Genomic DNA, 26,207 nt, shown 5'->3' with positions numbered 1-26,207 from the left:
ACTTACCTATCGATGCGGATTGCCTTGTGAGCATATCGCGTTCGGGGCATTTTTTGGGAATCGAGCGTCCAGGTGCTTGCGATCGGATTTTGAAGTCCGATGGAATAAACGGAATCCGTCGGAATGTTCAGAGCGGTCGCTCCACCGAATACAAAAAGTTTTCTCGTCTCGTAGGAAGCTTGTGTACCTGGAAAATATACGGAAACAGGAAGGATTGGTCCGATCGTAAACGCTCCGGAGCCTATTTGAGAAAAGTCGGTTCTGTTTGAGGTAGTAATCGATCCAACTGGTTGAAGCGTGCTTGTTCCTGTAGAACCGCCGATAACCGCAAACCACTCTGGATCAGTAGGGTAGGGGTCAGAGTTTAACGGTTTTACACAAGCGGCACCTGCTCCATGTCTTGCTAAATTGATCGAAGGTTCTCCCGCACTTGTTGTTGAATTCACAGAAGGAACATAGCTGTCCGACGTTGCTTGCGAAGAGCCGTCGTTTGTAAATCTTCCCCCCGTAAAAAGAATTGAACCATTGAGTCCGCATCCTGACATATCCACCCTTGAAAAAATTGCGGTAAGAGAAGTATAACTCTGCCAGATACCGGTTGGTCCAATGCCTGGATAGAAACGAGAAACCGTATTTAGGATGGTACCCGTTGTCATATCAGTCGTAGTTGTTCCTGCGATGATAAAAATCTCTTCTCCCACACTTGCGATTACACCACCTTGATTCGCTGTTGGAAGATCCGCGAGAGTCTTCCACTGATCTAAATATGGATCGTAAACTTCGGTTTTCTTTGAGGCAACATAAACACCGGCTTGTTTTTCAAGTCCGCCGATGACATAAATTTTATCCTTGTGGGAAACTACGTTTGCGAAAGCGCGGGGAGTTGGAATCGAAGTTACAGCCGGATACCATGTGGAGGTCACCGGATCAAAAAAATCAATTTGAGAAACTGGATTTGCGTCCGCACCGATTCCGCCGACAATCCAAAGTCCGCGAGTTCGATTCGGGAAATCGCTTACCCAAGTTTTAAATGCAATTGGTAAGCCTTGGAGATTTTCGAGGTCCGACGAACAAAAAACATAAGCTAAATAATCGGTGTTTGATTCAAGGTTTTGGAGGACCATAGAATGAATTTTTGCATTTTCGAGACTTGTGGTCGCCGACTCGATCCCGCCTTTCCCATATACAACGGAACCGGGCAAAGAAGCGGAACACTCCCAGGAAAGAGTAGCAGAGCGAGGTCCAAGCTGAGAGACAGCTGCGAACGTAACTTTGGCCGTTTCCGCATCATGAATCGATGAAAGCGGGGAGTTCTGACAAGAAATGAAAAGCGAAAAGGAAAATAAGAAAACAAGAATGCGAATCATAATAACAACCCCCAGGAGATTCGAAGACCGGAGCGACAAAGCGAGTCACTTGCTTCAACTGTGCATTGAGAACGAAGTCCAAGGCGAAGTCTTGAGCCGTTACTGAATTCCCAAGCCCAGCCAAATTCCCCTAAAACCTCGGGGTCGATCCCGTTCTGTGATTTCGAGTTATGTGTCCATTGAACTCCGGTGATACCTCCACCAAATAGAAAATACGGTGAGGATGATCCCCACTGTTTGCCTAAGTATCCGGATTGATTCCAGAGTGTTATGGAGCCTTGTGCAGACGGGGCTAAAGAAAGTTCAGAAAGAAAACCATAAAACCAAAGTGGTTTATTAACGAACCCCTTTTCGATAAAAAATCCTAACCCTGCGGTTCCGGGGTTCGTTCGATTCCATTGGCCGAGGTTTCCCTGAATAAGAAAACTTCCGCCTACATAGAGTTGATTTTCGCCGGAACGGCCTGATAGATATTTTTCCGGAAGTTCGGGAGCTTCGGATTCATTTTCTTTTGTAGATAGGTTTTGAATTTTTGATTTTTCGATCTCAACGAAACCAAGATCGGTTCGGAAAATATAGCGGTCTTTTTTGCGTTCAACGATGATTCCTCGAATTGAGGAGCCGTCAGTTAGTTGAAATTCGGAGAACAGATAAGAGCTTTCTGGTCCCTTTTTTTGGTAGTCGATCCTTTGGACTTCATACTTAGGAATTCTGTATTGTCTACCTTTCCAGCGAACGTTTACCACATCCGCACTTTCGTTTATCTCTTCGATAAGGAACGCCTCGCCTGTTTTAAGAAGCAATTCCGATGCAAAAAGCGAATAGGGGAGTATCAAAGCACATGCAAGAAAAATAATATAAGAAACTTTCACCTTTAAATCCCGTAAATACTTAAACCAGGAATTAAAATTGTGTCTTATTTGTAAATTGTTTAATGCGAATGTTTCAAAGGAAGTAATGAATACGAAATATCAAGTTATAATGTATCTTTCAAATTGCGGTTTATACCTAAATAATACTTTATTGAAAATTATAATTCATAACTTCACTCAATCTTCGAAAATTCAAAAAATAATACCAAACTTACGGTATCTTTTGTAATGGTGTCAAAATAGCCGCAAAATAATGTAGCCTAAGAGACATAGAGGCTTGTTGCAGTTTGCGATTATGAAAACGAAATTTCGGGGTTAGGGATGAAATCGAGAATTGCAAAAGTTATCTATCTTGTTGTTTCCATTCTATTTGTATTAAATTTTTCCTTTGTAGATGGTGTTCGAAATTTCTTTAGCGCGGTCGCTTCGGCTTTTTCATCCGGAATTCCACAGGCTCTCACTGTGATCCATGCAGGTTCGGATGGTTCTGCAAGTACTCAATACGAAATCGAGATCCCAAAAGGTACAAAAGACGTAATTCCTAAGTTGTCGCTTTCCTACAATTCCAATGGTAGAAACGGGATTGTAGGTATGGGCTGGGATTTAAACGGAATTCATTCCATTTCTCGAAATCCTTCTTACGGAATTTACTATAACGGATCGGATCAATATATCTCTTCCCTTGCCGGTGAATTGATCGATGTAAGCGGAAATAAAACGAAGTATCACAGCCGAAAAGAGTCTTGGATCTTATTCGAGCCTCAAGGAACTTGCGGAGACGCTCCCTGTTCATGGATTGCAACGGATAAGTCCGGTAGAAGATTTTTTTTCGGAGGAAGTTTAGATTCCCGAATTCCAGCGTTAGGAAGAACTGCGGGGTCGATTCGTGAATGGACTTTGAGTCGAGAAGAAGACGTCCACGGAAACGGTTATAACATTCAATATTCTTCTATAGACGTTACCAACGGTGATTATTATCCAGATTCGATTACATACAATGATCGAATTATCCGGTTTGTTTACGAAAACCGAAACGACAAAACTTCGAATTACATTTTAGGAACTTTGGAGCGGATCCAAAAGAGACTCGATAAAATTGAAATCTTAGTTGCGGGTAGCGTATTTAGAACGTATGATCTCGATTATTCTTACGGTCCGGTAACGGGTCGAACTGTACTTCGGACGATTAAGCGTTCGGGCAGTAATACGTTCGGTTCTGAAAATTTTGACGACTTGAATTTCACATATACGAATCAATCGGGTAGTTTCTCGATCGGAAGTCTCGATTATCAAGTGTTTACGGACACGACAACGATGAACGTTTTCATTCCGAACATTGCTGTTGATTTCTTAAACGTTTTTTTTAATAGTAGTCTTCCTTACCACCCTTCCGCACTGGATACAAATATCGATGCGTCTCTCCAATACGTTGTTAAAGTTCCCGTTCCGGATCGAAACGCATGTAACTTAGGTGCCGCATCCTGTCTTTGCGCTTTGTTGGTTCCATGTTGGGGAGGAAATCAAGGTTTCTTTGAATATTTAGCCGGGAACTGTGCGGGCTTTTTGGGTTGGGGCGGGCCGGATGCTTGTGTGAACGGTGTGAATTCCGCTTTAACGGCTTGGTTGCCTATGGATCTGAACGGTGACGGCATATCGGATTTCGTCGCGATCAACGGTACCGAAGAGAACGGATCGATTCATTTAACCGGGCATATTCAACGGATCGGACAAGGTCCAATTACATTTACTAGTTGGAATATTCCAATTCATTATAATACCTATTATCAACCCGTCGATTTAAACGGGGACGGTAAAACGGATTTCGCATACGAGGATGGAGGAAGACTTTGGGGGATCTACTCCAACGGAACCAGTTTTAGCGCACCTGTCCTTTTTGGGAACGTTAGCTTGGTCGGAGCTAACCGCAATATGAGCGTTTTTAGTCCGTACGAATATCGATTCCATTACGGTCCGAATAGTACGTCTCCTCAAGCGAGCAATCGTCCGGCTGCGGATTTTTTTGCGGATATGAATGGCGACGAATTGACCGACTTTGTTCATGCGAATGGAAGTAGTTTTTCCATTTACATCAACCGGGAGACGTACTTTGATAATCCGATCGTTATTGCAGGGGGTAACGATTTCTTTCTAAATGCTATGGTCGATATGACGGGCGATGGAAAGGCGGATTATCTTCAGCTTATCCAGACTTATGATAATCCAACATTGAGCGCCTTGCAGGCTCAAAAAGCTGCGTTGGATACTTTGATGGCGCAGTATCAAGCGGACCACACAAGAGCGAAAGCGGTTGCCGATTCTTTTCCCGTTTCGGCGACCGGGAATGTAATCGTTGAAGCGGAATTTCAAAATTTCATCGCTTATTTGGATACAAATGGAAATAGCCTTCTTGCGGATTATTACGAACTGAACGGCAGTGCGTACGATTACGATAGCACCGACCTTACAAATCTTCAAACCGTGCTGGAAAATATCGTAAGCGCGAAAATGAACTTCGTAGGCGAACAGAGTTATTCGATTAACTCTCAAATCGGAGCGATTTACGCGCAAGGCACAGTGGGACTGGCGACGTACGCTCTTCAAATCAGAAGTTTTAATTTGAGTAACGGCACTTCTCAAGTTAGAACGTATTCTATGTCCAATTCGATCGATCCGGAAAGAAGCACGCTTGCGGATGTGAACGGGGACGGAGTGCTTGATTTTGTTTCGTTTCCGGGAACTCAATGTGTCGTATCGATTTTTATGGGGAATGGTTTTTCCAGTCCGATCGCAACGAACCTAAATGCGGGGACAGGTAAGAACTTAGTTCAGTTTAATTTCGGAGAAGTGAACGGCGACGGGTTGTCCGATTTGGTGCTTTTTAACCGCGAATCACAGAGATTTGAAACCTATCTTTCCAACGGTAACGGTAATTTTACGTTGAACGGCAGTTATTCGTTCGGCGGTTTTTCTCCCCAAGAATATACGGATACTAACGGTATCGAGAGGGCCGATCAATATCAAATTTCTTTACAAGACATGAACTTGGACGGGATTTCCGATCTAAGTCTCGTTTTCTTGAACGTAGGAAAGACGATGGGAAAGGTTTATTATCGATACAGTTCCCCGAGAAGCACCGGAGAGGATTTACTCCAAGTCGCATCCAATGCTTCCGGAAATCAAAGTTCGAGAGTGCAATACGCGCTGACAAATCAGCATCCAGGAGCGACACAACCGGGAACCGGTAATTATCCAAACGTGCCAAACGTTTCTCCCGGTTTTTTGGTCGTTCAATCGGAAATAGATATGTCTACGGGTGTTACTCATCGAAAAAATTATTCTTATTCGAATTTGAGATACAATCAAGGTACAAGGGGAGTCGCGAGAAGTCTCGGCTTTGCTTCAATCCGGGAAACGGACGTAAACACGGGATTTTACAAGATCACGGATTACTTTCAAAACGATTATCGGCTGTCCGGTTCTCCTCAATCCGAACGAAGTTACAACGCATCCAATAACTTACTGCGATCAACTGTTTATTCGGCTCATTCGTTTCCGAATCCTTTCGGAACGGAGATTGCGGTTCCCGGTTCTATTGTTTCCAATCTATATCAAAATGGAAATCTGCTGACCACATCCGTTAAGTCTGTCTCTTATGATTCCTACGGTTTTGCAACGAGCGATTCGGAATCGATCGGGTCCCATTCTATCACCAATACGACTCAGTATTCTCATGATACGACTGCGTGGAGAATCGGAAGGGTCGTTCGATCCAGAAAGAATGTGGACGGAACCTGGACAGAGGATTCTCAATTTCAATACACGGGTGATAATCTCACTTCTAAAACTCAATTTCCCGCGAGTGCTTATCCTTTGACGACTTCGTTCGGTTATGATTCGTATGGGAACGTGATTTCCGTGAACGATCCATCCAGCGGCTCGAATACGATCGCATACGATTCTTTACTGAATCATTTTCCGGTTACAAAAACAAACGGACTCGGGCATGTTACGACTGCGACTTACGATTCTACAACCGGCCTTGAACTTTCGATCAGTGATCCGAACGGCTCCGTTACGACGACGAATTACGACGCCTACGGAAGAAAGTTGAACGTGATTTATCCGGGAGAAACAAGTCCCAATGAAACATATACGTATGAGAATACGGGAAACTACGACTTAAACAACTTAACAAATAACGAATCGGTTACGAAAAGCATTCGGGACAGCGTAAGCGGAAGCGTTAACGTTTCTAAAATTTTCCGCGACGCTTTCGGCAATACGATTCGAACGGAAAATAATACCGCCGTTGCCGGCGTGAATACGATCGAAGAGTTTCAATTCGATTATGCGATCGGTAAATTGATCCGTAAATCGCAACCTTATTTGAGCGTTCAAACTCCTCAATACGTTTCGTTTCAATACAACGATCCGGATGGAGGTTTGTCGTCGATTGTCGAGCCTTCTTCGACTGGAACGATTTTGACAACAGTTTCCAAAACAGGATATACGGAAACGAAATCGAAAACCTATCCGGACGGACAAACGGAAGTTCGAAGCGAGACGATCAACGAACTCGGTCAAACCATAAGCCGAACGGAAAACGGTAGAACGATTTCCTACGTTTACTCTCCGTTTGGCGAGATTCGTTCGGTTACGGACGTATCCGGCGTTACTACAAATATCACGTATGACAGCATTGGGAGAAGGATTTCCACCCAAGATCCGAACTCGGGGACGATTTCGTTCAGCTACGATTCGCAAGGTAGAATTGCGAGTCAGACAGATGCAAGAGGAAAGAGCGTTCAATTTACCTATGATTCCTTGGGAAGAATTCTTACCCAGAATACGAACGGCGGCGAAACATCGATTGGGTATTCATACGACGACCCGAGTGTTCCTTTTTCAAGAGGCAGATTGACGAAGGTTGTGGATGGAAGCGGTCAGACAGAGTTTCGGTATAATCAAAGAGGGGAAACGATCCAAAAGACGAAGATCGTGGATGATATAACGGCGATCTTCAAAACGGACTATGATTCTTTAGGAAGAGTGGTTACGAACACGTATCCAGACGGAACGAAACTTCATACAATCTATTCCCCGACAGGAAGTATTGCAGGGATCACGATGGATTCAGCGGATGGGACAAGCGTAGGCCATACGGTCGTAAGATACGAAGGGCCGGCATTGAACGGAAACGGAGATCCGATCGTAAGAAGAGTGACGGGGAACGGAGTGACGATGGAGATCGCGTTCGAACCGACGGACCAAAAACCACTCGCATTAACGACCCGAAAACCGGACGGAACGGTAATCGGAAACGTAGAATATACGTATGACGGGAAAGGACAACTGACGCGGATCGAAGATCGATTGAATCCGACGAGAAGTCAAAATTTTACCTTAGACAATTTAGGCAGAGTGACCCAAGCGACGGGGAAATACGGAACGCAAAGCTATTCATATTCTGCGAACGGAAACTTGATGCAAAAAGGCGCATATACCTTGAGCTACGGTGATCCACAACACGCGAATGCGGTGACTCAAGCAACTAGCGCGAACACCGGAGCGATGAGCTACGCATACGACGCGAGTGGAAACATGACCAACCGTAACGGAGACGTGTTACGCTACGATAGCTATGGAAAACTGACTGAGATTACACCGAACGGAACGACGGAAACAATCCGCTATACCTACGACTATACCGGAAGCAGAATCAAATCGATTACGAACAATACGCTGACGACGAGTTACTTTTTCGGGAGCGATTACGAGATCGTGAGGGTATCGGGAACGCCTGAGAAACATACGCTGTATGTGAAAGGAATCGAAGGGGAAACGGTAGCTCAGTTGACGAGGGAAGATGCGACGTTGCAGTTAGCGGAGGCAAGTCCGTCGTCAAGAGCAAATTCCATCGGATCGTTTGTCGGAAGAATTTTAGGAACTCATACAAGTGACGACGTTGATTCGGCAGAATCAATGATTTCTGTTTTTGTGGGAACTCTAACAAATCCATTTTGTAAAGACGTTGCGATTGATTGTGGGAACTATTACAAGAATCGAATTCAGGGAAAACTTGTTTCCGTATTCGGAAATTCTTCATTCTTTCAAGGAGGAGTTCCCACACGTCTATTCAACGCATTCTACTTCTTGATTCTCTTAGGAATTCTCTATTTCTCCTATCCGTATTTCCTGAAAGGGAATGCACTTTTACAAAACCTCTCTTGGAGAGGAGTCGGAACCCCAGCGGTTATTGTTGCGTTATTTGTGATGACTTCTCTTCCCGGATGCGGGATCTTGCCCGGAACCGGAGGAAAACAAGGTGATCCTCCTTGGTTATTGGCGATGGGATCGAACTTAGCATCAGGAGTTCCGAATATTCAAAATCCAGGAGCTACAACATCGGGAGGTGGGCAAACAGGTGGAACACCTGTAAACGGAATGTATTTCTATCATCCGGATCACCTTGGTTCGGTAACAACCATCACTGACGGATATGGAAATCCAGCAAGCGGCCCCGAACCTGGAGTGAGTTACGTATCCTACGAACCTTACGGCTCCATCAACCGAAACGACTCGTATGGCCCGGATATATTCCGTTACAAATACACAGGGCAGGTGGAAGACAAAGAGACAGGTCTTTACTTTTACAAATCTCGTTACTACGATCCAACGCTCGGGAGATACTTGCAAGCGGACTCTGTTGTTGATCCCAAGTCAGTGAACGGTCAGAATCGATATATGTATGTAGAAGGGAATCCGGTTGGAGCTACCGACCCATCGGGACACAGTTTGGATTTAACATTTTATGCAGCGTTGTATCAATATTCACAATTGCCGAATAATCCGCAGAAGGAGCAAAGTAATCTAATGCTTCTTTACTTACACAACCAGCAAATCCGAAATACGTCTGGACCTGGGTGTCCGGTGAGTGGTAAAAATCCGGCAGTATTTGGTAATTTCCAAGGTGATGGAAGATGCGGAGGGAGTTTGCCAAAGAAAGTTGAATTTGATATGATCTTAATTTTATCAATGTTAAAAGACCCAACGCTTGCTCTTGCCTATTATTTTTTAATGAAACCTAATTCAGCTTTGACGATCGTCGACCGCTCTGGCATCGCGCATGACGAGGACCACAGTTGGAGATCAACACCAAAGGTTATGCATGCTAACGAAGAGTGGATTAAAAAGTCTTGGGGAAACTATTATTCCATCAATGAACAAGAAGCTGCCTACAAAAGAGAATACGATGCACTTCCAAAGAGTTATGATCGCTATGGCGGGACAGGAAAGTCAATGATTGCAGGTGTCAATTATGCAGCAACGACCATATTTGATTTTGAAGCATTGGTGCTGGGAACGACAATCTTTGCAGTTCAAAATATTGTTGGTTATGTTTCGCGTTTTGTAAATCACGCTCTATTTGTTCCAAAAGGACGATACAACAATTTATGGAAACCTAAAAAATGGAGATTATGAAAGGAGTATGGGAATTATGAAACTGAAAATCTTGACATTGCTTTTACTGAGTTTGCTGAGCATTGATTGCCAGATCGGAACGCGTGAAGATGCTTGCAAATCAGATTTAAAAAGAGATTATTCGGCTAGTTTTTGTGAAATATTAAACATAGCACCACTTGCAAGGAGCAGTGATGGAACGAACACTGATGGAATAAATAATCTTATTATTGGATGCTTATTATACCATGTTAAGGTAAAGGAGTGCGAAAAGGAAGGGAATCAATACGTACCTGCTTTGTATAGCAAAGAATAGAAAGTCTCGATCTCGTTGCTTTTGAGTTAAAGCGTTAAGATTTTTCTAGTGTGATAACACTTTCTCCACAATGGCTCGTTACAATAATTTTTGGAAACCAAAGAAATGGATATGAGAGTATATTTCGTAAAATTGATAGTAATAAGTTTAATTTACTTGGTTTTTTCAAATTGTTCTATTGGATCAGCTAGAGATGCATGTAAGAATAATTTGAAAAAAAGAAGCTTGTTCGAGCCAAGTGATGACAGTTGTGAGTTTGTTGTCGTTGTAAGTCCATTGACTGCCGAAGGCTCAACGATTCCCGAAAGTTTTGATGCACGAAAAAATGCGTTATTGACGACATCCATGCTCAACTGTTATCAATATTACGAAAAACTTCAAGAGTGCAATAAAGTGGAGAAGAAATATCTTCCCGCAATATATAGTAAAGAATGATTGGTGCCTTGATGTCTAATAAAATTGAGCATTTAATTCACGTTGTAAGTTTATTGACATTCTTGAACTGTTTTATAGGAACGCAAAGAGATGCTTGTAGATAAAATTTAAAGGAAAACGGGGCATTTGGTCCCAGTCCAGACAGTTGTGAACTTTTGCAATTAACTGCGGGGTTGCCATTACCCAATAATACCGCTGAAATGATTCAGGGTCGAGCGGAAACTTTGAATTTTCTACTTATTAATTGTTATCGTTATTACGAGCGACTTCAAGAGTGTAACAAAGAAGAGAATCGCTATATTCCGAGCATTTACGGAATCAATTCTAATCCTACGTCGGACGCAATTTCTGAAAGGATAGTTAGGGAAAAATGATCCCATGAAATTAAAAATATTACCTTTGATTCTTTTGCTTTTGGTTTCTTGCATTGCTGACTCAGAGAGGGTAAATTGTCGAGAGGATTTAGATAGTATTACTTTTGAAAGGGATATGATCTTAACCTTGTTGCTATCGGAGGCAGGAAAGGACAAGGTAAGTGAAGAGCAATATGCAGCAAACAAGTCATTGAATTTCGCATATTACTATTTATTAAATGAGAAATCGCTTGAAAAGGAGCGAAGATGTGAGGGTGACTTTTTTATTAAGCTATTTTCCCCAGAATCAAAGGATTTCAAATAATGAAAAAGATAGATAATTAAAATATCAGCCCACTATGAAGTTGATTATTGCGTAAATCGGCTCTAATCAAAGCTGATGAATTAAGCGCAAGTATAAATAGAAATTGCTCTGGGCTATTGCAGTTTGTAGTCGGGTGTATGCCTAATTAAAGAGATTTACTAATTCTTAAATGTTATCAATGCCATGTGAAAGTGAAGGAAATCTAAATACAACCGCATTATTTGGGAATGAATAGTTTTATACATAAGGAAGATTGGTGTCTTTGAAATATTTGAATACAGCAGTAGCAATGCTTTTGAGCTTTTTCTTTATGGGCTGTATGACAGCTAAGCAAAGCTGCTACGCAAGGAGTTCGGAAAAATTTAAAAATGGAACCAATCGCATCAATTGGCTAAATTCAAACTTTTAAATTTCAGGCGGCCATAGAGGATTATGCAAAGAAATTAAAGCTCCATTTTGACGTTTCTTTATAAATTCAACGGCTTTGCGTAGCCAGGTAGAGTTATGAATGGCGTGTATCTCGGATGGAGTGAATATTCGATTTAATTTTATTTCAACTTCCCGTATCTGTTCATCGGTTAAATTTGAAGGTGTTATATTTCTGAAATTCGAAAACATAAAGTACTCCGATAGTGATTACGATAAAAAGATATTTAAACGTGCTTTTTAATATACAAGCATCATTCAAATAGCCTCAAATCTGATGATTCTTAGTTCGATCCCGATCGGAGGGACGTCCTTTTTTCTTTGGTTGACGATTGTGTTTAACTCCCAGGCTTTCGATATAATCGAATACACGCTTGTTATAGGTGTCTTTATAGAAAGCGAAGTAAACCGTGGAGTAACTGACAGGGATTCGTTTTAACTTATGATAAATGTCTCGAATTGGCCGTGTTAAGCCAACGGATTGTAAAGCTTTCATCAATTTATCTCCATGCAATGGCTCTCCGTCAATGACAGAGAAATTCCCTTCTATTGAGTCTAATTCAAAATTTGGATAAGATTCTTCTATAGCTTCTAGTTCGGGAATTTTATCCCTGACTAATCCGAAGTATGGAAGGGTCTGTCCGAAAGACTGACTTTTGGATTGCATAATTCATACTCTCGATTTTATTTAACTGTGCCACGTAAAAGAGTGCGCACATTGTAAAATGAAGAATATCCGTAACGGATAAAAATCAATCAAAAAATATCCATAACGGATAATTTATGAAGCTGTTTGAAAATTTGAATACACCTGGACAAAGAATTCACTACATCCGTACTGCCGGTTTGGATGGCATGAAAAAGTTAAATCAGGAGGAGTTTGCAAATTCGATATTTACTTCACAGGCAAATTTGAGCAGAATTGAAACTGATTTTGCGGAACCGACGGAGATGATGCTATTTGTAATACAGACAATTTATGGATTTAAAATGGATTGGATTTTAACTGGAAAGGGACCAGTTAAAGCAATCGATTATTTAGATAAAAATGAGCTTATAGAAAAATTCGAAGATTATGATAAGTTAATTAGGAAGTTAGAAAAAGATTCAAAATTGAAAGAATCAATCGATTTATTAATTAAGCTATCAACAGAGAGCAGAGAAGCGGTTGAGAAGATGATAATTTTATTATCAAAAAAATAACCCGCTCACTTAATAAAAGGGTCATAACGCCTTGCGAGAACTTCAGCTCTCTGTTTCAAGCCCAGTTCAGTTTTTGATCGTAGTGTCAGATCTGAAAAAAGCACACTTGAAGTAAATCTTAGTTTATATTGGAAATTATTTATTCTATAGCCTGCCGGATCTACAATTTTAAAAACGGTCAAAAAGAGAGGCAATGAGAATTGATTAAATAAAGGTACTTTCTTCCCTTCGATGACTGAATATTTTATTTGAAATGCATCGAATTGTAGGATCGCTATCGACCAAATTGTAACAGAAACCAAAACTCCGACTGACACTAAATAACCGATAAATATCCCAAACATCGGTAAAATGTAAAGAAGTACAGCTGCAAAAAGAAGTAAGTTTAATATTCCACCTAACAAAAGGCTTAGTCGAACTCTTTGATTCCCTGAATCTCTTTTTAACAAGTAGGTGAGTTTAGAAATTGAAACTATTCCGTAAATAAATATGTATATCATAAATAAATGATAATGTATTGTTGATGTATAAGAAAAAGTCTCAACGTTCTCAATTTTTGAAAATGAACAAGTTAGAGCCGCTGTAACGAAATAAATACTTAATATTGTATTCAATGAAAATTGGAACTTGTTCAACTTATGGTTCTCGTCTGCGATCAATGAAATAATTCTATATAATAAAATTGGAAACAATACAGGTGGTATCAGCATCCAATCTAAAGCAATTTGCCTATATTCGATACTCACGATATGTCTAGCCGAGAAAGCAAGTAGCCAAATTGAAATTAAAGAGCAGAGAGTAAAAAAGGCTTTTTGTATTTTTTTGTTTTCTTGGATTCTATAAACGTAAAATCCTAGAAAAAAGACAAACACGGATGAGACAATACATAGGAAAATGGAAAATTTCATCTGTAGATACGGCAAAAATATTACAATTTTGCGGCGATATTTTGTAAAGCCTTTTCTCCTATTTCTATTAATTGGAAGAAGGCTCGTTCTCCATTTAAAAAACATCCTGGATAAAATACATAATCACTGAATTCTTTTGAGGCAATTGCACCATTGTCAAAGTAAACGCGATAGAGCCCTTCCCATTTTGGATTTATCATTCCGTAAACCAAATTGAATTTTTGTTCCAAACAATACTTAGCAACAGCGCGAACAGCGATCTTAAATCCTTGCGCTCCTAATATTGTTTTTTTAAAAGTTACAGAATTCCAATCGGCTACATTTAATTTCGAAACTCTATATTGTCCACCAGAGGGGTATCTGTTTGCGATCTCTAATGGAATCAGATTTTCTTTTGTTTTCCAAACAATTCGGGTCGATGCTTGAAGAATTCCTTCGTATGTTACAAAAAACCATCTAGACCAGCGATCTAAATCAATTGTTTTATATTCAGAATATCCGGCTTCCCGATAAATTCCCTTTCCGAATTCTTTAATTGATTTTAAAATCTTTGGATCATCGCCATTTTCCCAGATGTGCAATTTAAATCCATTTCGTATGCTTCTTTGCTTAATTTCTAGTGAATGTTGGTTTTGGATTTTTGTAGTCATAGAGGAATTATGTCTCATAAATGCCAAATTCAACACAAATTTCTATTTTGCAATGGCTACCATTAAACTTTGTAAAACAAAGAAATTGAAATTTTACGATGATAGAATACTAAATTAGAAAATTGTAAAACTAAAAGGCGGGGAATACTCAATTTATGTTATTCTCCGATACACGGATTCCATCCAAACTTCTTCGGATGGAAATACACAGAGCGATATTCCAGTTATTCCAACGAACAGGCGTTGCAATCGAGCGAGAAGTTGAAGACTTTGAATTCGAATACCAAGTACAACAACCACAAAAACTCACCAAAGCCTTCAAACAATCGGATAACCTTGTTTCCATACCGATTCCGACAGGGATCGCGTTTAAGTATGTTGTAATCCTAGGATCGTATTTAGCAGATGACACCGCCGCCGGAGTTAAGAAAGGTGATCCGGCTCCGCTTGTCGTAAGGATCAATGGGTCCGCGCAGGACCACCCTGTTCCGGGTGGATTCATGGCTTGGACGGGCGGAATCAATTCTCTTCGGGTCGCAACGAGCTACGATACAAATCAAATTTTAGTCGAGGTATATCTCGGGTAAGATGCTCGCTGTTTTTGATTATCTTCTTCGCGGGATAGGATCAAAGGTAAGGATTGGCAAAGGAGGGCCGCTTTTGAAAGGAGATCCTTCCGGAGTAGAATTACGTCTTCCCGATGATACGGGATTCGCTAGACTGAAAGTCGGCGAACCTGAAAGCCCGAATGACGCGATAAACCTAATCTGGGTTCGCGATCATGTTCTTTCTAGCTGGAATACTCCGGTTCAAAATTTGATAGAGTTAAAAGCTATTCCCTCGATTGAAAGAAAGGATAAGCAAATTCGAGAGGTAGAGGATGAACTTTCCTTTTATCAATTTGATTCGGAATCTTTTGCGGTATCGCCGGACACAGTCGATCCGAGTCGAACTATCCTACCAAACGATTTAACATCTTCTCTTCCGGGTCGTTGGATAAAGACAACAAGCCGCGCACAACTGCACTCGCAGCTTTTAGGTCTTGGAGTAGGGGACGATCATCCACAGTACCAAAGAAGAAACGAAAAAAACTCACCCCTAGGATTTCCGGGACTTAGTGAAGACGCACAGAATCCAGGAATTCAAATTGTCTCCGGCGGATCCGTAGTAAGCACTATAAAGTCCCTCGCAAGTTCTGCGAGAAGTTTTCTTTTACCGGATAAAAGTGGAACACTTGCGACAGATGAAATTTTTATAGGATCAAGTGAAACGTTTTCCGGAACGAAGGGGTTAGTTCCCGCTCCGGGGATTTCTGATCGAGAAAGATTTCTTTCAGGGGACGGAACCTGGAAAACAAACTTCGGATCTCTTAAAAATTCGGAAGTCATTTCTTCCGTATATACCGCGAATAAGTACGAAAGAGTATTGGTCGAGACAGCGAATAATTCCGTACTCATAACTCTTCCGCAAAACCCACAGGATAACACCGTAATCGGAATTTTGGATCTTTCTAACCACGCTGGAACAAATCCGATCACGCTTCAAAGAAACGGTCAGAGAATAGAAGGGTTTGAAGAGGACTGGCAACTCGATCTTGACGGCGGGTACTGGGAACTAGCCTATTCAATAGAAAGGGGAGGCTGGTTTTTTCTTTCAAATCCCTCGTACAATAACGTATCTCCTTCTTCCAATTTTTTAACGGATTCGCCGACCTTCTCTGAGATCTCTTTAGCTCCATCCGCGCGAGCAGTGAAAGAGTATGTCGATACAAAAGACTTAAACTTCTTTCAAACCTTGGCAACAATCGGGACAGAACAGATCGGATCAGGACACATGCCCGCTGGAACACTCGTAAAGAAAGCCTGGTTTGAAGGAGTTACGGACACGTTAGGTCATTGTACTATTTCGACAGGACTTGGAAACTCGATTGCGGGGTTAAATTTTTCAATCAAAGATAGCCTAGGTCAATGGGTTAGAAAAAATAATATGACAGCGTTTCACGACGATCAAGGACACGTCGGCGTTCAAGCAACCGATTCAGAATTTTGGAATAAGCCAGTCAGGTTTTGGATAGAGTATAAGTGAAAAGTTTTAAAAACGATTATTTAAAAGATAATCTTTTGAGAGAATATTCTCAAGGTCTTGTAACTCAAGAGAGAAATGATCGAGTCAGCGCAATGAATTCTTTGCAAGAAATACTTAGTCAGAAATTAAATCAGACTGAAAAAGGAACACATGACGGACTTGCAACATTAGACTCAAACGGAGTACTTTCCGAAAGTCAATGGCCGCCAAGTCAAAATACGGGTAACGTATTTATCTTTCGTCCTGGTGAGACGCAAAATTCAAGCAATATCTTTGGTACTTGGGTTAGTCTAGGAATCGCAATCGCACAAACGAAAGGTCTAAAATACATTCAGTTTGACGATTCTTTGCAATCGATCAATATCCCTGTCGACAATTTCGATTTTTCGGATTGTATTCTACTTCCCAAAAAAAGAAAAAATCCGTATCTCAATGTGAATTTTGCATCTGGTTTTTTAATCGGTGCGCTTCCGCTTGAAGTGATCGGACTCAATCTGCAATTCTCTTCTCACTTTTTCGATCAAGCTGGAAACAATACGCTTTCACTTACAGATTCCTCTCTCGATTACAATAGCGATACGTCGGACGGAATTGAATTTTATTCAAATAGTCTCACTTTAAATCTAAAAAATTCACAAATTACAAGTAACTCAAGGCCGGTATTTAATCTAAATAACCGCGTTCTAAATGTTATAGGAATTTCCGGTTTTTGTAACGTAGGTCAAGACACAATAAAAGGAGATTCTTTCGCAACACTTAGCGTTATAAACAAAGGATCAGCGTTTTTTGGAAATGGAAGTATCGTTCAACAGCAAAGTCTGTTTCAAGGTATCCGTTCCGATTTAGATTATCTTCACTCGTTGGAAAAAACTCTCCTTTACAAAGGCGAATTGATAAGTAGAAACTCGGCAGGAGACTTGTCGGCAATACCACCGGGACAAAATGGTGAAGTAATCATCTATGATTCAAATTCGGACTGTGGACTTCGTTCAGTTGCGTTACCTCCCTCGATCGCAGCTCCTGGAATGAAGACCGTCGTTGACTTTATAAGACAATCGTCACCAAGCACACCACTATTAACTGCTGGAAACAGAACGCTTGACTGCTCAACTTCCAATCTATTTCGAATCACTGGAGGAAACGCAACTTTAACACTCTCAAATCTTGTCGAAAATCAAATCGTAAATGTGATCGTTGAGTCTACCGGTTCTTCGTATACAATTTCCTGGTCTGGCGGAACATTTCTTTGGCCGAATGCAAGTGTTCCTGTTCCGGCTCTCGCCCCCTCCCGAAAAGATTTTTACACTTTTATAAAGGTCGGGAGTTTGATATTTGGATCGTGCGTTTTGAATATGGGATAAAGAAAATGTTTTTGCCTTTTGCTCTGTTTCAAAGCAAGAACGAAAACGCGGTCGTTCATCCTTTTGTACTTCCCGCGATCAATGTCGGAGCTACAATTTCCGCTTTGATCCAAGTAGGGAACACAGTCTTTGTTGCGGGCGATTTTAGTTCTATAGGTGGAGTTCCCCGAAACGGGATTGCAGCGGTTGATGTAGTAACGGGGAATATACTTCCGTATTTTACAAACGGCGGTCTTGGGGGGAGTAGTACTTATTTAGCGTTTCATTATACAGGAACGATCCTCATTCTTGGGGGAGGATTTACGAACTTCAACGGACAAGCGCGAAGCGGGATCGTAGCAATCGATCCTTCGAGTGGAAATATACTTCCCTGGTACCCGTCCGGAGGAGTAGGTGGACCGTCATTTTTTATTACCTCATTCGCTCAGAAAGGAAATGTTCTGTATGTAGCGGGACATTTTACTTCGATTGGTGGAGTCGCGCGAACTAGGCTAGCCGCGCTTGATTTGAATACAGCGAATACATTGACTTGGTATCCAAGCGGAGGAGCAATTTCCGGGTTTCCAAAAAAACTTTTACTTTCGGAAGACGGAAACACACTTTTTATCGGTGGAACGTTTCTTCAAATTGGAGGACAAGCAAAAGCTCGTCTTGCGGCGGTTGATGCAAATACAGGATCGGTTTCTTCTTTTACACCGCCAACCTTTTCAAGTTCCAGTTCATCTACTCCGTTTGTAGAATATCTAGCGCAGGTAGGATCAAAACTATTCATCGCGGGGGATTTTACGTCCGTATCCTCGCAAAGTCGTTTAGGATTTGCGGTTCTAGATTCGAACACAGGAAGCCTTCTTCCTTTGAATATTTCGTTATCTGGAAACCCAGGGTATACGATATATACAATCGCAAAAAAAGACACCGCACTTTATCTTGCCGGATATTTTTCGACGGTTGGAGGTCAAACGCGCTATTCGATCGTATCCATTGATTCGGGAAGCCTTTCCGTTCTTGCTTGGTATCCAATTGGAGGAGTAGGAGCTGATTACTCCATTTCTAAAATGTATCAAACATCCATCGATTCCGTTTGGGTGATCGGTTATTTTAATCAAATCGGAGGATTCGCGCGAAACGGGATCGCAAAATTAAGTCTGTTTTAAAAAACAAGGTCCAAATCTTTTTCAGGATTCTCTTCTTCTTGTGAATCAAAATTACTCTCCTCGTTTTCTTCAAAGGACAAATCCTCGTCCGGATCTTCGTATTCTGTTTCAGGATTTTCTACATAACCCGAATAACTTGTTTCTTGCCGTATCATTTGAAGATTTTGTTGGAAAACAGGATTTAAAATTACCGCTCCTGCAAGTTTGTAATCGTCGGAGGAAACACCATACAGGTCGGAAAGAGTTTCACCAATTGTCGGCTCGTCTTGTTCAATTCGTATCTCATCGAGTAGCTTCCAGTTAGATACCTCGTCTTTGTATTTTTGAATCTTGTCTTTTTCGTCCTCCGGATCTTTACCTGTAAACTCACAGACGATTCCCCCGAAGTCATCCTCTCTAAAACTTTTTAACTTCGAAAATGCAGACTCGAAGTAATTCAAAAGGGAGAGTTTTGCGCGTGTAAGACTCAGTTTACTTTTCTCCGTCTGATTTGCTTCTGATAAAGATTGAGAGCCGATAAGTCTTAACCCTAATTCGGCTTGGTCCATTCCGTGTCCCATAAGTACGAGAGAAACGCACCACTGCAAAAGCTCCTTAAATACCATTTCGTTCGGGATATTGAGAGGAGTCCATTTCACTTCCCCGGCGGATGTCGCGATGATCGGGATTCTGTGAGAATCATCGAGACCGCTAATCATCTCTTGCCATTGAAGTTGCAGCGACTCAAGGCCGTCCTGAGAAATGTCGCCTTGGAGTGAGAGGTATCCCGGAGGGTGCTGTCTTGAAAATGTATCTCTGTTAAACTTTAGGGAACGGATAACTCCCACAAGATCGAGCATACAGGCTTCGAGAGGGGAGAAGCCGAAACCTCTCATCGTTACGTCCGAGAGGTGGTTTTTGTGAAGATAAAGAATTTCGTTTGGACCGAACGTCTCGACAACGTTGTCATCGATGATCTGAACAAACGCGATACTTTTGTCGCCTCTGTAACCTTTTGCAGAATCGACTGTGAAGATCGTTCCCGGATCAAGATATTTCATCTCGATCAGCTTTCCGAAAGAGTTAAAGATTAAATAATAGGCGATTGAATCTATTGTAAGTGTATCGCGAAGCATCATCTCAAAAACTGAAACAAGATGATCTCTGTTCGCCCAACCTGGAGTCAGATCCCCCATTTTGTCGAACCAGCGACCGCAGGATTTCATTCTTTGTAAAATTTCGTCTGTGACCTCAAGGTCTTCGTCTTCCATCCGAAACCAAAGACCGGATTTCGAGCTGATACGCGCGAATCGGCTAAGATCTTCAACTCGGACGGTGTGTATTGCTGAGATAAGTGATGTGGCGTAGCTTGCGTTACGTAGGTTTGAAATAGGAATGCGCCAGGAAGGACGAAGATTGATCCCGTCCCTCATCTGCTGCGTTTGGTCATAGGTATAAATCGGCTGTCGTCCGGCGATCTCGGCAGAATTTACCTGGTTGAACCATGATTTAGCAAGACTGATTAGTTTTTCGTTTACCTTGCTTGTTTTTAGCTGAATCTCTTTTGACTGTTCAATTCGATTTCGTTTAGCGAGGTTTTTTTCGTAATCCTTGCCTCGCGGTCTTCCAGGTCCAGCGTTGTTCATCTAGAAACAGTAATGTTAAAATCTGAATCGGTTTATTTTTTCCGAATATTTCCGCGTTAAAAATAGGGTTTTAAGAAAATGGAAATCGGTATGAGAGTACAATTCCCTTTAAACCGATAAATTAGATCTTAATGTAGCTTGGACGTATGAAGAAGAGTTTAACCTTTGGAGACTTTCAACGGCTCAAGTTTCAAAACCAGTTTACCGTTCCGGGAACTTCTATCTTAAATTCGTCTGACAGACAATATTTTCTTACTCACATACATGCAAGCGGACCCTGGACCATTCACGTAAAAGGAAATAATGCTGATTCGGAAATGACTGTTTACGACCGAAAGGGGAGTGGAGACTTTCAGTTTCTTCTTCCACTTTGCGCCTCTGAAGTTTCATTCACAGGTGTATCCGAAGTATCCGGCTTTTGGATAAACGCAACAAGGGTGTCATTTTAAAATGTTTGGTTCTTCAGTCGTAAAAAAGAAGGTTCTTGTACATGGTAAAAACAAAGACTTCATGGCCTATCGGAACACTAAGACCGGCGACGATGTTCTTACGCCTCGTGAGAAAAAAATCGAAGTTGCTAAACAGAAACGAAACAGAATCCAGCATACAAACACCCACTCCGAAAGAGAAAAAAAACTCATTGAAGAAATGACAGTACGCCACAAGACCTTTGAGACAGAAATCCGCGAACAAAGAAAAACATACGGCTCTGGCCCTAAAATTCCAAAAGCAGGTATGATTATGAGGGTTTACGCAAAAGGAAAGGTAAACGTGGGAGGTATGCTTGCAAAAGTCAAAGAAGTAGCGAGTGATGGAAAATCCGTTGTTTGTGAGCTTACTTCCGGGAAAACATATTCTCTTCCGATAGAACACCTTGAGTTTGCTAAGTCTTCTCTTCTCCGATGAAAAGAAGTTAGATACATTATTCGCGTGAGAATACACGCGCTCTTTTTGTTTTTACTTCAATTCGTATTTCGAGAGGGTCTTTGAGTTTTGGTTACGGTGGCGACCTTAACAAAAATGCCGAGGATTACGAGTATCACGACCTTTCTCAGCGAATCTATCCCGAGTTAGAAAAAGCAAACTCGCCCCTTCCTTCCTGGGGAACATTCATTCACCCGGACGAGATTCGACGTATCATGTTTTATGGTAACGAACCGCTTATGACAACGCGCGGTTCACAGCTCGAAGACTTCCAATTAAAAAATTGGATCGATCAAACCGTTTGGGCTTTCGCTCAAGAAATCGGATGGGATATATATCCGCGACTTTGGAGAAGTAGGCCGATCGCCGGTCAAAAGGGGAGATTTGATTTAGATCCCGTTGCCGGACAAATCGAATCGTATGCGGAATGGGATGATACCTATGACTACGACTCGTCGAAAGCAACGAACTTCTTTTTGAAACTCAGAAACAAAAATATCTCTCGGATTCATCGATGGGTTCTTTCGTATCCGTATTCAGGTTCTACTATCCTAGATCTAACAGACAGAGCTACGATCAAACACAGATCGGGTCTTCTTCAAGCGGTTTTTACGCGAGCTCCTTTTGGAAGTTTGGGTCCACCTATTACCGGAATTCAAGGCTTCCGTGCGATGAATCAATCGGGAACTCTTCCAGGTGCGTTTCAGGTAGATTACACAACCGGTTACGATCACGCTTCCCGCGTTCCTCGAGAGCTCAAAGAAATGTCTCTCAAGTATTTTATGATCTGTTTAATGTCATCATACGGAGAAGGAATCGTCGGAGGTCTTTCGAGCTATTCGACCAACGTAGGTGTGATTTCGGAGAGTTTGACCCTAAGTCTCTCGGCGGAGAACGCATTTTTTTCCCCGAGAATCAAACAATTTACAAATGAACTGAAAGAGTGGTGGAAGAGTGGAAAACTCCGGTATTCCGGAATCTCTATGGGAGCTTTGGGATAGCGTATGTCTGATTTTGACCTAAAAGAAAAAGAAATTCACACTTTCCTAGGCTTACTTAGCACTCTATTCTTGATTTTTATCCAGGCCGTTAAATGGCTTTTTAGAAAAGACGAGAAAAAGAACCAAACACCGGAAACGATTGTTCAAAGTTCTTATTTTTCTAAAGTGAAAGAGATTGCGCGACTTGACGTTTTCCTTGAACGAAATCTTTCTCTTTCCGCTTCGGAGCTCCTTCTTAAAGATTTGTTATCTCTCTACAGACTAGCAAAAGAGAAGTCTCTTGAATCAATTAAGGTTGAGTTCGCGCACTACGGAACCATCAGCAGTGCCGTCGGAAACGCGTTCCAAAAGTTCATCGATCACGTTGCAGAATTTAACGGAATTAGATTGGTTGTAAAGTTCCCGACCGATTCACCGGATGCAGTCAATCTCTACCTTCGTCTTCAAAAACACAGAGCCAAAACAGACGCTGGCCGCGTAGAATTGTATCTAAACGATTACTCGGACGTGGGTAAGAATAAACCTCTCTAATCTTCTCCGATACTAAAATTAGTTCCATGTTAAGGGCATGGAATATTCAAAATTTGTCCATGCTCTGATTGAGGAAACCAAGGCTCGCTATTCAAATCAAAATAAAAAACCAAATGATCCGGTTTTGAATTTTGAAAAGGAACACACTTTAATCGGTGTTCGAGGTGTATCCGTTTTGAATAACGAAGTGGTTCTAAACGATGACGCATCCGATCGCTTCAATGACCTTCTTTTTAATATCTATCCCGGTGGCAAGTCTTGGGGAAGTCGTGTTGTCACCTTGGACCCTGGGAAAGTTTCGAAGGAAACTTTAGAGAAATACGGGGTGGAAGGAGGAGAAGCAAGAGTAGAGGAGGGCTTAGTTCTTGTTAAGATCGGATCTCACAAGCACCACTTAGCTTTTAACCAAGCATCCAAATTTTGTTTTCGAAGAGACGCAAACTCGGATCATATCTGGAACGAAAAAGATCCTCTCTTTTGCGATTTCAGGGGGTTCAATATCCACGCACAAGGAATGAAAAAAGATTACGTGGGCGCGAGTTCACTGGGTTGTACAGTTACCCGCGCAACCTGGGAAGAACCGGAGTGGCTTGAACTCATTTCAGTTTTTCAGGGAGCGGAGAAAGTAGAGAAGAAGCGAAACCCTATGTACAAAGGATTTTGTTACGCATTCTACAACCAGGATTCAGCAAAAAATATCTTAGAAGGGCGGCCTTGAGTAAAACAAAACTCAAAGCACACGAAATTTTAAAACTTGATCCACAATCCGAAGAAGCAAAGAAACTCGAAGCGGAACTTCAAAACTCTTTTGTCGTCGAGAAGAGTCTTTTACGACCTACGAATCAGGCATTTTTCTTAGGTCTTTTCTTTCTTATCCTCGGAATCATAACACTTCACCACTACCCGAATGCGAAACTTTCCGAAGGATTCGGCGGGATAAGCGTGTACGGACTCTTTTTTGGATCCGGGATTACGCTCATGAGCTGGTTCAAAACAGGGGAGATTTTGAAAGCTGTCGGGGACTTTATCTCGAAGGCGAGGGGAGGACACTGATATGAGGGTATTTCCTTTTCTCATATTGATTATCGTGGTTCAATGCTCGACGGTTTCTAAGTTTGAGCGATTCGAAAAGAAGCTAGATACTGTGATTCAGGAAAAAACGAAGTCGTTAAACGCGCTTAAAGCAAAAGAGAATAGAACTGTTGAGGAAAATCGTAGGATCGAGTTTTACGAATCCGAACTTTCTTCTTTGGATTCTCTAAAAAGTGAGTTTTCGGGAATGAAAGAGGCGTATACGGATTTGGAAAAATCGTATTCAGACCTCCGATGGAGGTATTACAAAACTGTTGTTTTTAGTTGGCTCGGGCGGATCGGCTGGATATTTGTTGGGCTTATTGTGTTGGTTTTTTATTGCGCTAAGTATTACTTCCAAATCCACGGCTAAGGAATTCTGTCTTCTCGTTTTTGGTTAAAAAATGTCCGTCAAAAGTGTAATCATCTTTCTGGCACCATATCGATTCTATTTAAAACATCCTGTTTTGATAAAATATGAAATAATCGCATACTCCAGTAAAATATGTCAAAATGCCGTTTTGGGTCATTCTGCGGGACTTTACTAAGGTTCATTTTTGCTTGAATCCTAAATGTATTGCATTAGTCTTGTAAAAAATACATAAAATTCTTTTCTTTAATCGAATTTTAACGATAATTTAGAAAGGAATCTAACCTATTACTTATGCGCTCTAGAGACCTAAAACAAACTGAAGAAGAGATCGACAAAGCCATTAGGGAAGGAATTGAAACCGTCAACTATTCTGAGTTAAATCATTCAGAAGTATATGACCCGTACATTGTTCTAAAAGCATTAGATAAAGTGAATGATCTAATGAATGATTTCAATCAACATGGTCTTTCACCCGAGGCTCTTCTGAAACGTATACAGAGGGCGCGGGATTGAATCAATATCAATTAGCAAGAGAAAGAATCAACACATTCATAAAAGATACAGGATCACTTAAAAACGATTTAGATTTATTGGCTTTTGAAAGAGCGAAAATAAATTTTAAGTTAATTGATGCTTGGTTAGATACTAATAATAAATTGGTATCTGATTTCGATTCTTATATCGACTTGAGGGACACAGAACGTAAATTAGGCGAAGCTTTTAAAAAATATTGGCATACTGTACTTTTCTATAGATCCTTTTACTTCCTCACTGATAATATTAAATTTTCAAAAATTATATCTCTCGAATATTATTTTTGTAATCGAATGGGAGTATTGCAAAGGACAGGCGTAAACCCGTCTCTTTCGATCGACTCTCAAAATGTAAGCCAGAGTTTATTTTATAAAAATCCGCTTTTGCATTTTTTTGGTTTTAAAATTCTTTCTGAGATTCTTTCGAGAACGTCTAGTCCGATGACTCCCGCGGGTTTACAGTCACTTGCTCTTTTTCCATCGATAATCTTTGATTCATTGCATCGTTTCGAAAATAATCATGGAGACGATTTAAGGGATTATTTTGATTTGAAGAATCATTTAGATAAGGATCGTTTTTTATCGAAAGTGTTAGAACTCATTGATAGTAAATCATGAATTCTTAAAGGCTGGTATGTGGATAAGGATACTTTTGAGACTTTACTGAATAAGCCAGAAAGCGAATTATTGGATTTTAAATCACAGCAGTATGTTTTTGTCAATGCTGTTCCCTATGTGAAATCAGAGTTATTAAAAGATATATTGGCATTATCTAATTCTACGGCTAATGGTACTGCATATATTCTTATAGGTGTAAATGATTCAGAAGGATTTCCCAAGGAAGTAGTTGGTATTGATGAAACCTTGGATGATTCCGATATTCAACAATTTATAAATTCGAAAATCAATAAACCTTTAAAATTTCTATATTATACTTTTGAATATAACGGCCTTCGTGTAGGAATTATTGAGATTCCACATCAAGAACCTCCTTTTTACATCATTAAAGATTATGGGAGTTTAGAAAGGCTCAGGGTGTATATAAGGTGAGGTTCCAGTACTGATATAGCGACTCCGGAAGAAGTTATGCAATATGGAATTTCCAAGAACGAAATTTTAAAACCACCTTCAATCGAATTGAATCTTGGAGACTATGATAGTGAGTGTATATATAATCCTCTTTGTTTTGAAGTGAACTCAATTAGAACTGTTCCTACTATCGATCAGATGAAA

General features: G+C 41.0%; 23 protein-coding genes. 17 read left to right on the top strand and 6 right to left on the bottom strand.

The window, feature by feature from the left end; genetic code table 11:
* Window positions 1-2: 2 nt before the first annotated feature.
* Together LFX25_RS20485 and LFX25_RS20480 are read right to left on the bottom strand one after the other, a co-directional pair.
* The gene (locus LFX25_RS20485) at window positions 3-1,367 is read right to left on the bottom strand and encodes a kelch repeat domain-containing protein (RefSeq protein ID WP_238732112.1); all 1,365 of its coding nucleotides are present in this window, start codon (window positions 1,365-1,367) and stop codon (window positions 3-5) included.
* Entirely contained in the window at window positions 1,364-2,239 is an 876-nt protein-coding gene (locus LFX25_RS20480; protein ID WP_238732111.1) for an LA_3334 family protein, read from the bottom strand. The genes LFX25_RS20485 and LFX25_RS20480 overlap by 4 nt, the downstream gene beginning before the upstream one ends.
* Before the next feature lie 321 nt (window positions 2,240-2,560).
* On the opposite strand from LFX25_RS20480, the gene LFX25_RS20475 reads away from it, so the two are divergent.
* The 4 genes from LFX25_RS20475 (at window position 2,561) to LFX25_RS20460 (ending at window position 11,129) form a co-directional block, all read left to right on the top strand.
* Window positions 2,561-9,721 (top strand): RHS repeat-associated core domain-containing protein, encoded by a 7,161-nt coding sequence (locus tag LFX25_RS20475; protein ID WP_238732110.1) that lies wholly within the window; start codon window positions 2,561-2,563, stop codon window positions 9,719-9,721.
* A 16-nt stretch (window positions 9,722-9,737) separates the two neighbouring features.
* Window positions 9,738-10,016, top strand: coding sequence for a hypothetical protein (locus tag LFX25_RS20470; protein ID WP_238732109.1), 279 nt, complete (start codon window positions 9,738-9,740; stop codon window positions 10,014-10,016).
* A 111-nt stretch (window positions 10,017-10,127) separates the two neighbouring features.
* On the top strand, window positions 10,128-10,451 hold the full coding sequence (locus tag LFX25_RS20465) for a hypothetical protein (RefSeq protein ID WP_118966451.1): 324 nt from the start codon (window positions 10,128-10,130) through the stop codon (window positions 10,449-10,451).
* Window positions 10,452-10,829: 378 nt separating this feature from the next.
* Window positions 10,830-11,129, top strand: a complete 300-nt coding sequence (locus tag LFX25_RS20460; RefSeq protein ID WP_238732107.1) for a hypothetical protein — start codon at window positions 10,830-10,832, stop codon at window positions 11,127-11,129.
* Between the two features lie 694 nt (window positions 11,130-11,823).
* Here the strand turns inward: LFX25_RS20460 and LFX25_RS20455 are convergent.
* Entirely contained in the window at window positions 11,824-12,222 is a 399-nt protein-coding gene (locus LFX25_RS20455) for a hypothetical protein (protein ID WP_238732106.1), read from the bottom strand.
* Between the two features lie 116 nt (window positions 12,223-12,338).
* Here LFX25_RS20455 and LFX25_RS20450 point away from each other — a divergent pair, with 116 nt between their 5' ends.
* Window positions 12,339-12,758: a helix-turn-helix domain-containing protein gene (locus tag LFX25_RS20450; RefSeq protein ID WP_238732105.1), complete on the top strand. Its 420-nt coding sequence runs from the start codon at window positions 12,339-12,341 to the stop codon at window positions 12,756-12,758.
* Window positions 12,759-12,763: 5 nt separating this feature from the next.
* Here the strand turns inward: LFX25_RS20450 and LFX25_RS20445 are convergent, their stop codons facing one another.
* Together LFX25_RS20445 and LFX25_RS20440 are read right to left on the bottom strand one after the other, a co-directional pair.
* Window positions 12,764-13,666, bottom strand: a complete 903-nt coding sequence (locus tag LFX25_RS20445; protein WP_238732104.1) for an LIC10906 family membrane protein — start codon at window positions 13,664-13,666, stop codon at window positions 12,764-12,766.
* A gap of 20 nt (window positions 13,667-13,686) precedes the next feature.
* Window positions 13,687-14,316, bottom strand: a complete 630-nt coding sequence (locus LFX25_RS20440) for an LBL_2463 family protein (protein ID WP_238732103.1) — start codon at window positions 14,314-14,316, stop codon at window positions 13,687-13,689.
* 197 nt (window positions 14,317-14,513) lie between these two features.
* Here LFX25_RS20440 and LFX25_RS20435 point away from each other — a divergent pair, with 197 nt between their 5' ends.
* Genes LFX25_RS20435 through LFX25_RS20420 form a run of 4 tightly spaced genes read left to right on the top strand, consistent with a single transcriptional unit; the run spans window position 14,514 to window position 18,916 of the window.
* Window positions 14,514-14,903 (top strand): hypothetical protein, encoded by a 390-nt coding sequence (locus LFX25_RS20435; protein WP_238732159.1) that lies wholly within the window; start codon window positions 14,514-14,516, stop codon window positions 14,901-14,903.
* 1 nt (window position 14,904) lies between these two features.
* Window positions 14,905-16,401: a hypothetical protein gene (locus LFX25_RS20430; protein ID WP_238732102.1), complete on the top strand. Its 1,497-nt coding sequence runs from the start codon at window positions 14,905-14,907 to the stop codon at window positions 16,399-16,401.
* Window positions 16,398-17,762, top strand: coding sequence for a hypothetical protein (locus LFX25_RS20425; RefSeq protein WP_238732101.1), 1,365 nt, complete (start codon window positions 16,398-16,400; stop codon window positions 17,760-17,762). The genes LFX25_RS20430 and LFX25_RS20425 overlap by 4 nt, the downstream gene beginning before the upstream one ends.
* 5 nt (window positions 17,763-17,767) lie before the next feature.
* Window positions 17,768-18,916, top strand: coding sequence for a hypothetical protein (locus LFX25_RS20420; protein WP_238732100.1), 1,149 nt, complete (start codon window positions 17,768-17,770; stop codon window positions 18,914-18,916).
* Here the strand turns inward: LFX25_RS20420 and LFX25_RS20415 are convergent.
* The gene (locus LFX25_RS20415; protein ID WP_238732099.1) at window positions 18,913-20,541 is read right to left on the bottom strand and encodes a phage portal protein; all 1,629 of its coding nucleotides are present in this window, start codon (window positions 20,539-20,541) and stop codon (window positions 18,913-18,915) included. The two genes, LFX25_RS20420 and LFX25_RS20415, sit on opposite strands and share 4 nt — an antisense overlap.
* A 146-nt stretch (window positions 20,542-20,687) precedes the next feature.
* Between LFX25_RS20415 and LFX25_RS20410 the strand changes: the two genes are divergently transcribed.
* The 8 genes from LFX25_RS20410 to LFX25_RS20375 all read left to right on the top strand — a co-directional run bounded on the left by LFX25_RS20410 (window position 20,688) and on the right by LFX25_RS20375 (window position 26,024).
* Window positions 20,688-20,990, top strand: coding sequence for a hypothetical protein (locus tag LFX25_RS20410; protein ID WP_238732098.1), 303 nt, complete (start codon window positions 20,688-20,690; stop codon window positions 20,988-20,990).
* A gap of 1 nt (window position 20,991) precedes the next feature.
* A complete protein-coding gene (locus tag LFX25_RS20405) occupies window positions 20,992-21,447 on the top strand; it encodes a hypothetical protein (RefSeq protein WP_238732097.1) in 456 nt (151 codons plus the stop codon).
* Between the two features lie 80 nt (window positions 21,448-21,527).
* Window positions 21,528-22,466, top strand: a complete 939-nt coding sequence (locus tag LFX25_RS20400) for a hypothetical protein (protein ID WP_238732096.1) — start codon at window positions 21,528-21,530, stop codon at window positions 22,464-22,466.
* A gap of 243 nt (window positions 22,467-22,709) precedes the next feature.
* The gene (locus LFX25_RS20395; RefSeq protein WP_238732095.1) at window positions 22,710-22,997 is read left to right on the top strand and encodes a hypothetical protein; all 288 of its coding nucleotides are present in this window, start codon (window positions 22,710-22,712) and stop codon (window positions 22,995-22,997) included.
* Window positions 22,998-23,034: 37 nt separating this feature from the next.
* Window positions 23,035-23,715 (top strand): hypothetical protein, encoded by a 681-nt coding sequence (locus LFX25_RS20390; protein ID WP_238732094.1) that lies wholly within the window; start codon window positions 23,035-23,037, stop codon window positions 23,713-23,715.
* Window positions 23,712-24,050 carry a hypothetical protein gene (locus tag LFX25_RS20385; protein WP_135779606.1) on the top strand — a complete coding sequence of 113 codons (339 nt, stop codon included), beginning with the start codon at window positions 23,712-23,714 and terminating at the stop codon, window positions 24,048-24,050. The genes LFX25_RS20390 and LFX25_RS20385 overlap by 4 nt, the downstream gene beginning before the upstream one ends.
* A gap of 900 nt (window positions 24,051-24,950) precedes the next feature.
* Window positions 24,951-25,592, top strand: a complete 642-nt coding sequence (locus LFX25_RS20380; protein WP_238732093.1) for a hypothetical protein — start codon at window positions 24,951-24,953, stop codon at window positions 25,590-25,592.
* A gap of 18 nt (window positions 25,593-25,610) precedes the next feature.
* A complete protein-coding gene (locus tag LFX25_RS20375; RefSeq protein ID WP_238732092.1) occupies window positions 25,611-26,024 on the top strand; it encodes an AlbA family DNA-binding domain-containing protein in 414 nt (137 codons plus the stop codon).
* Window positions 26,025-26,207: the final 183 nt, after the last annotated feature.

It is taken from the genome of Leptospira sanjuanensis (assembly GCF_022267325.1).
Lineage (GTDB): Bacteria > Spirochaetota > Leptospiria > Leptospirales > Leptospiraceae > Leptospira > Leptospira sanjuanensis.
This window is presented reverse-complemented; position numbering and strand designations above follow the sequence as displayed.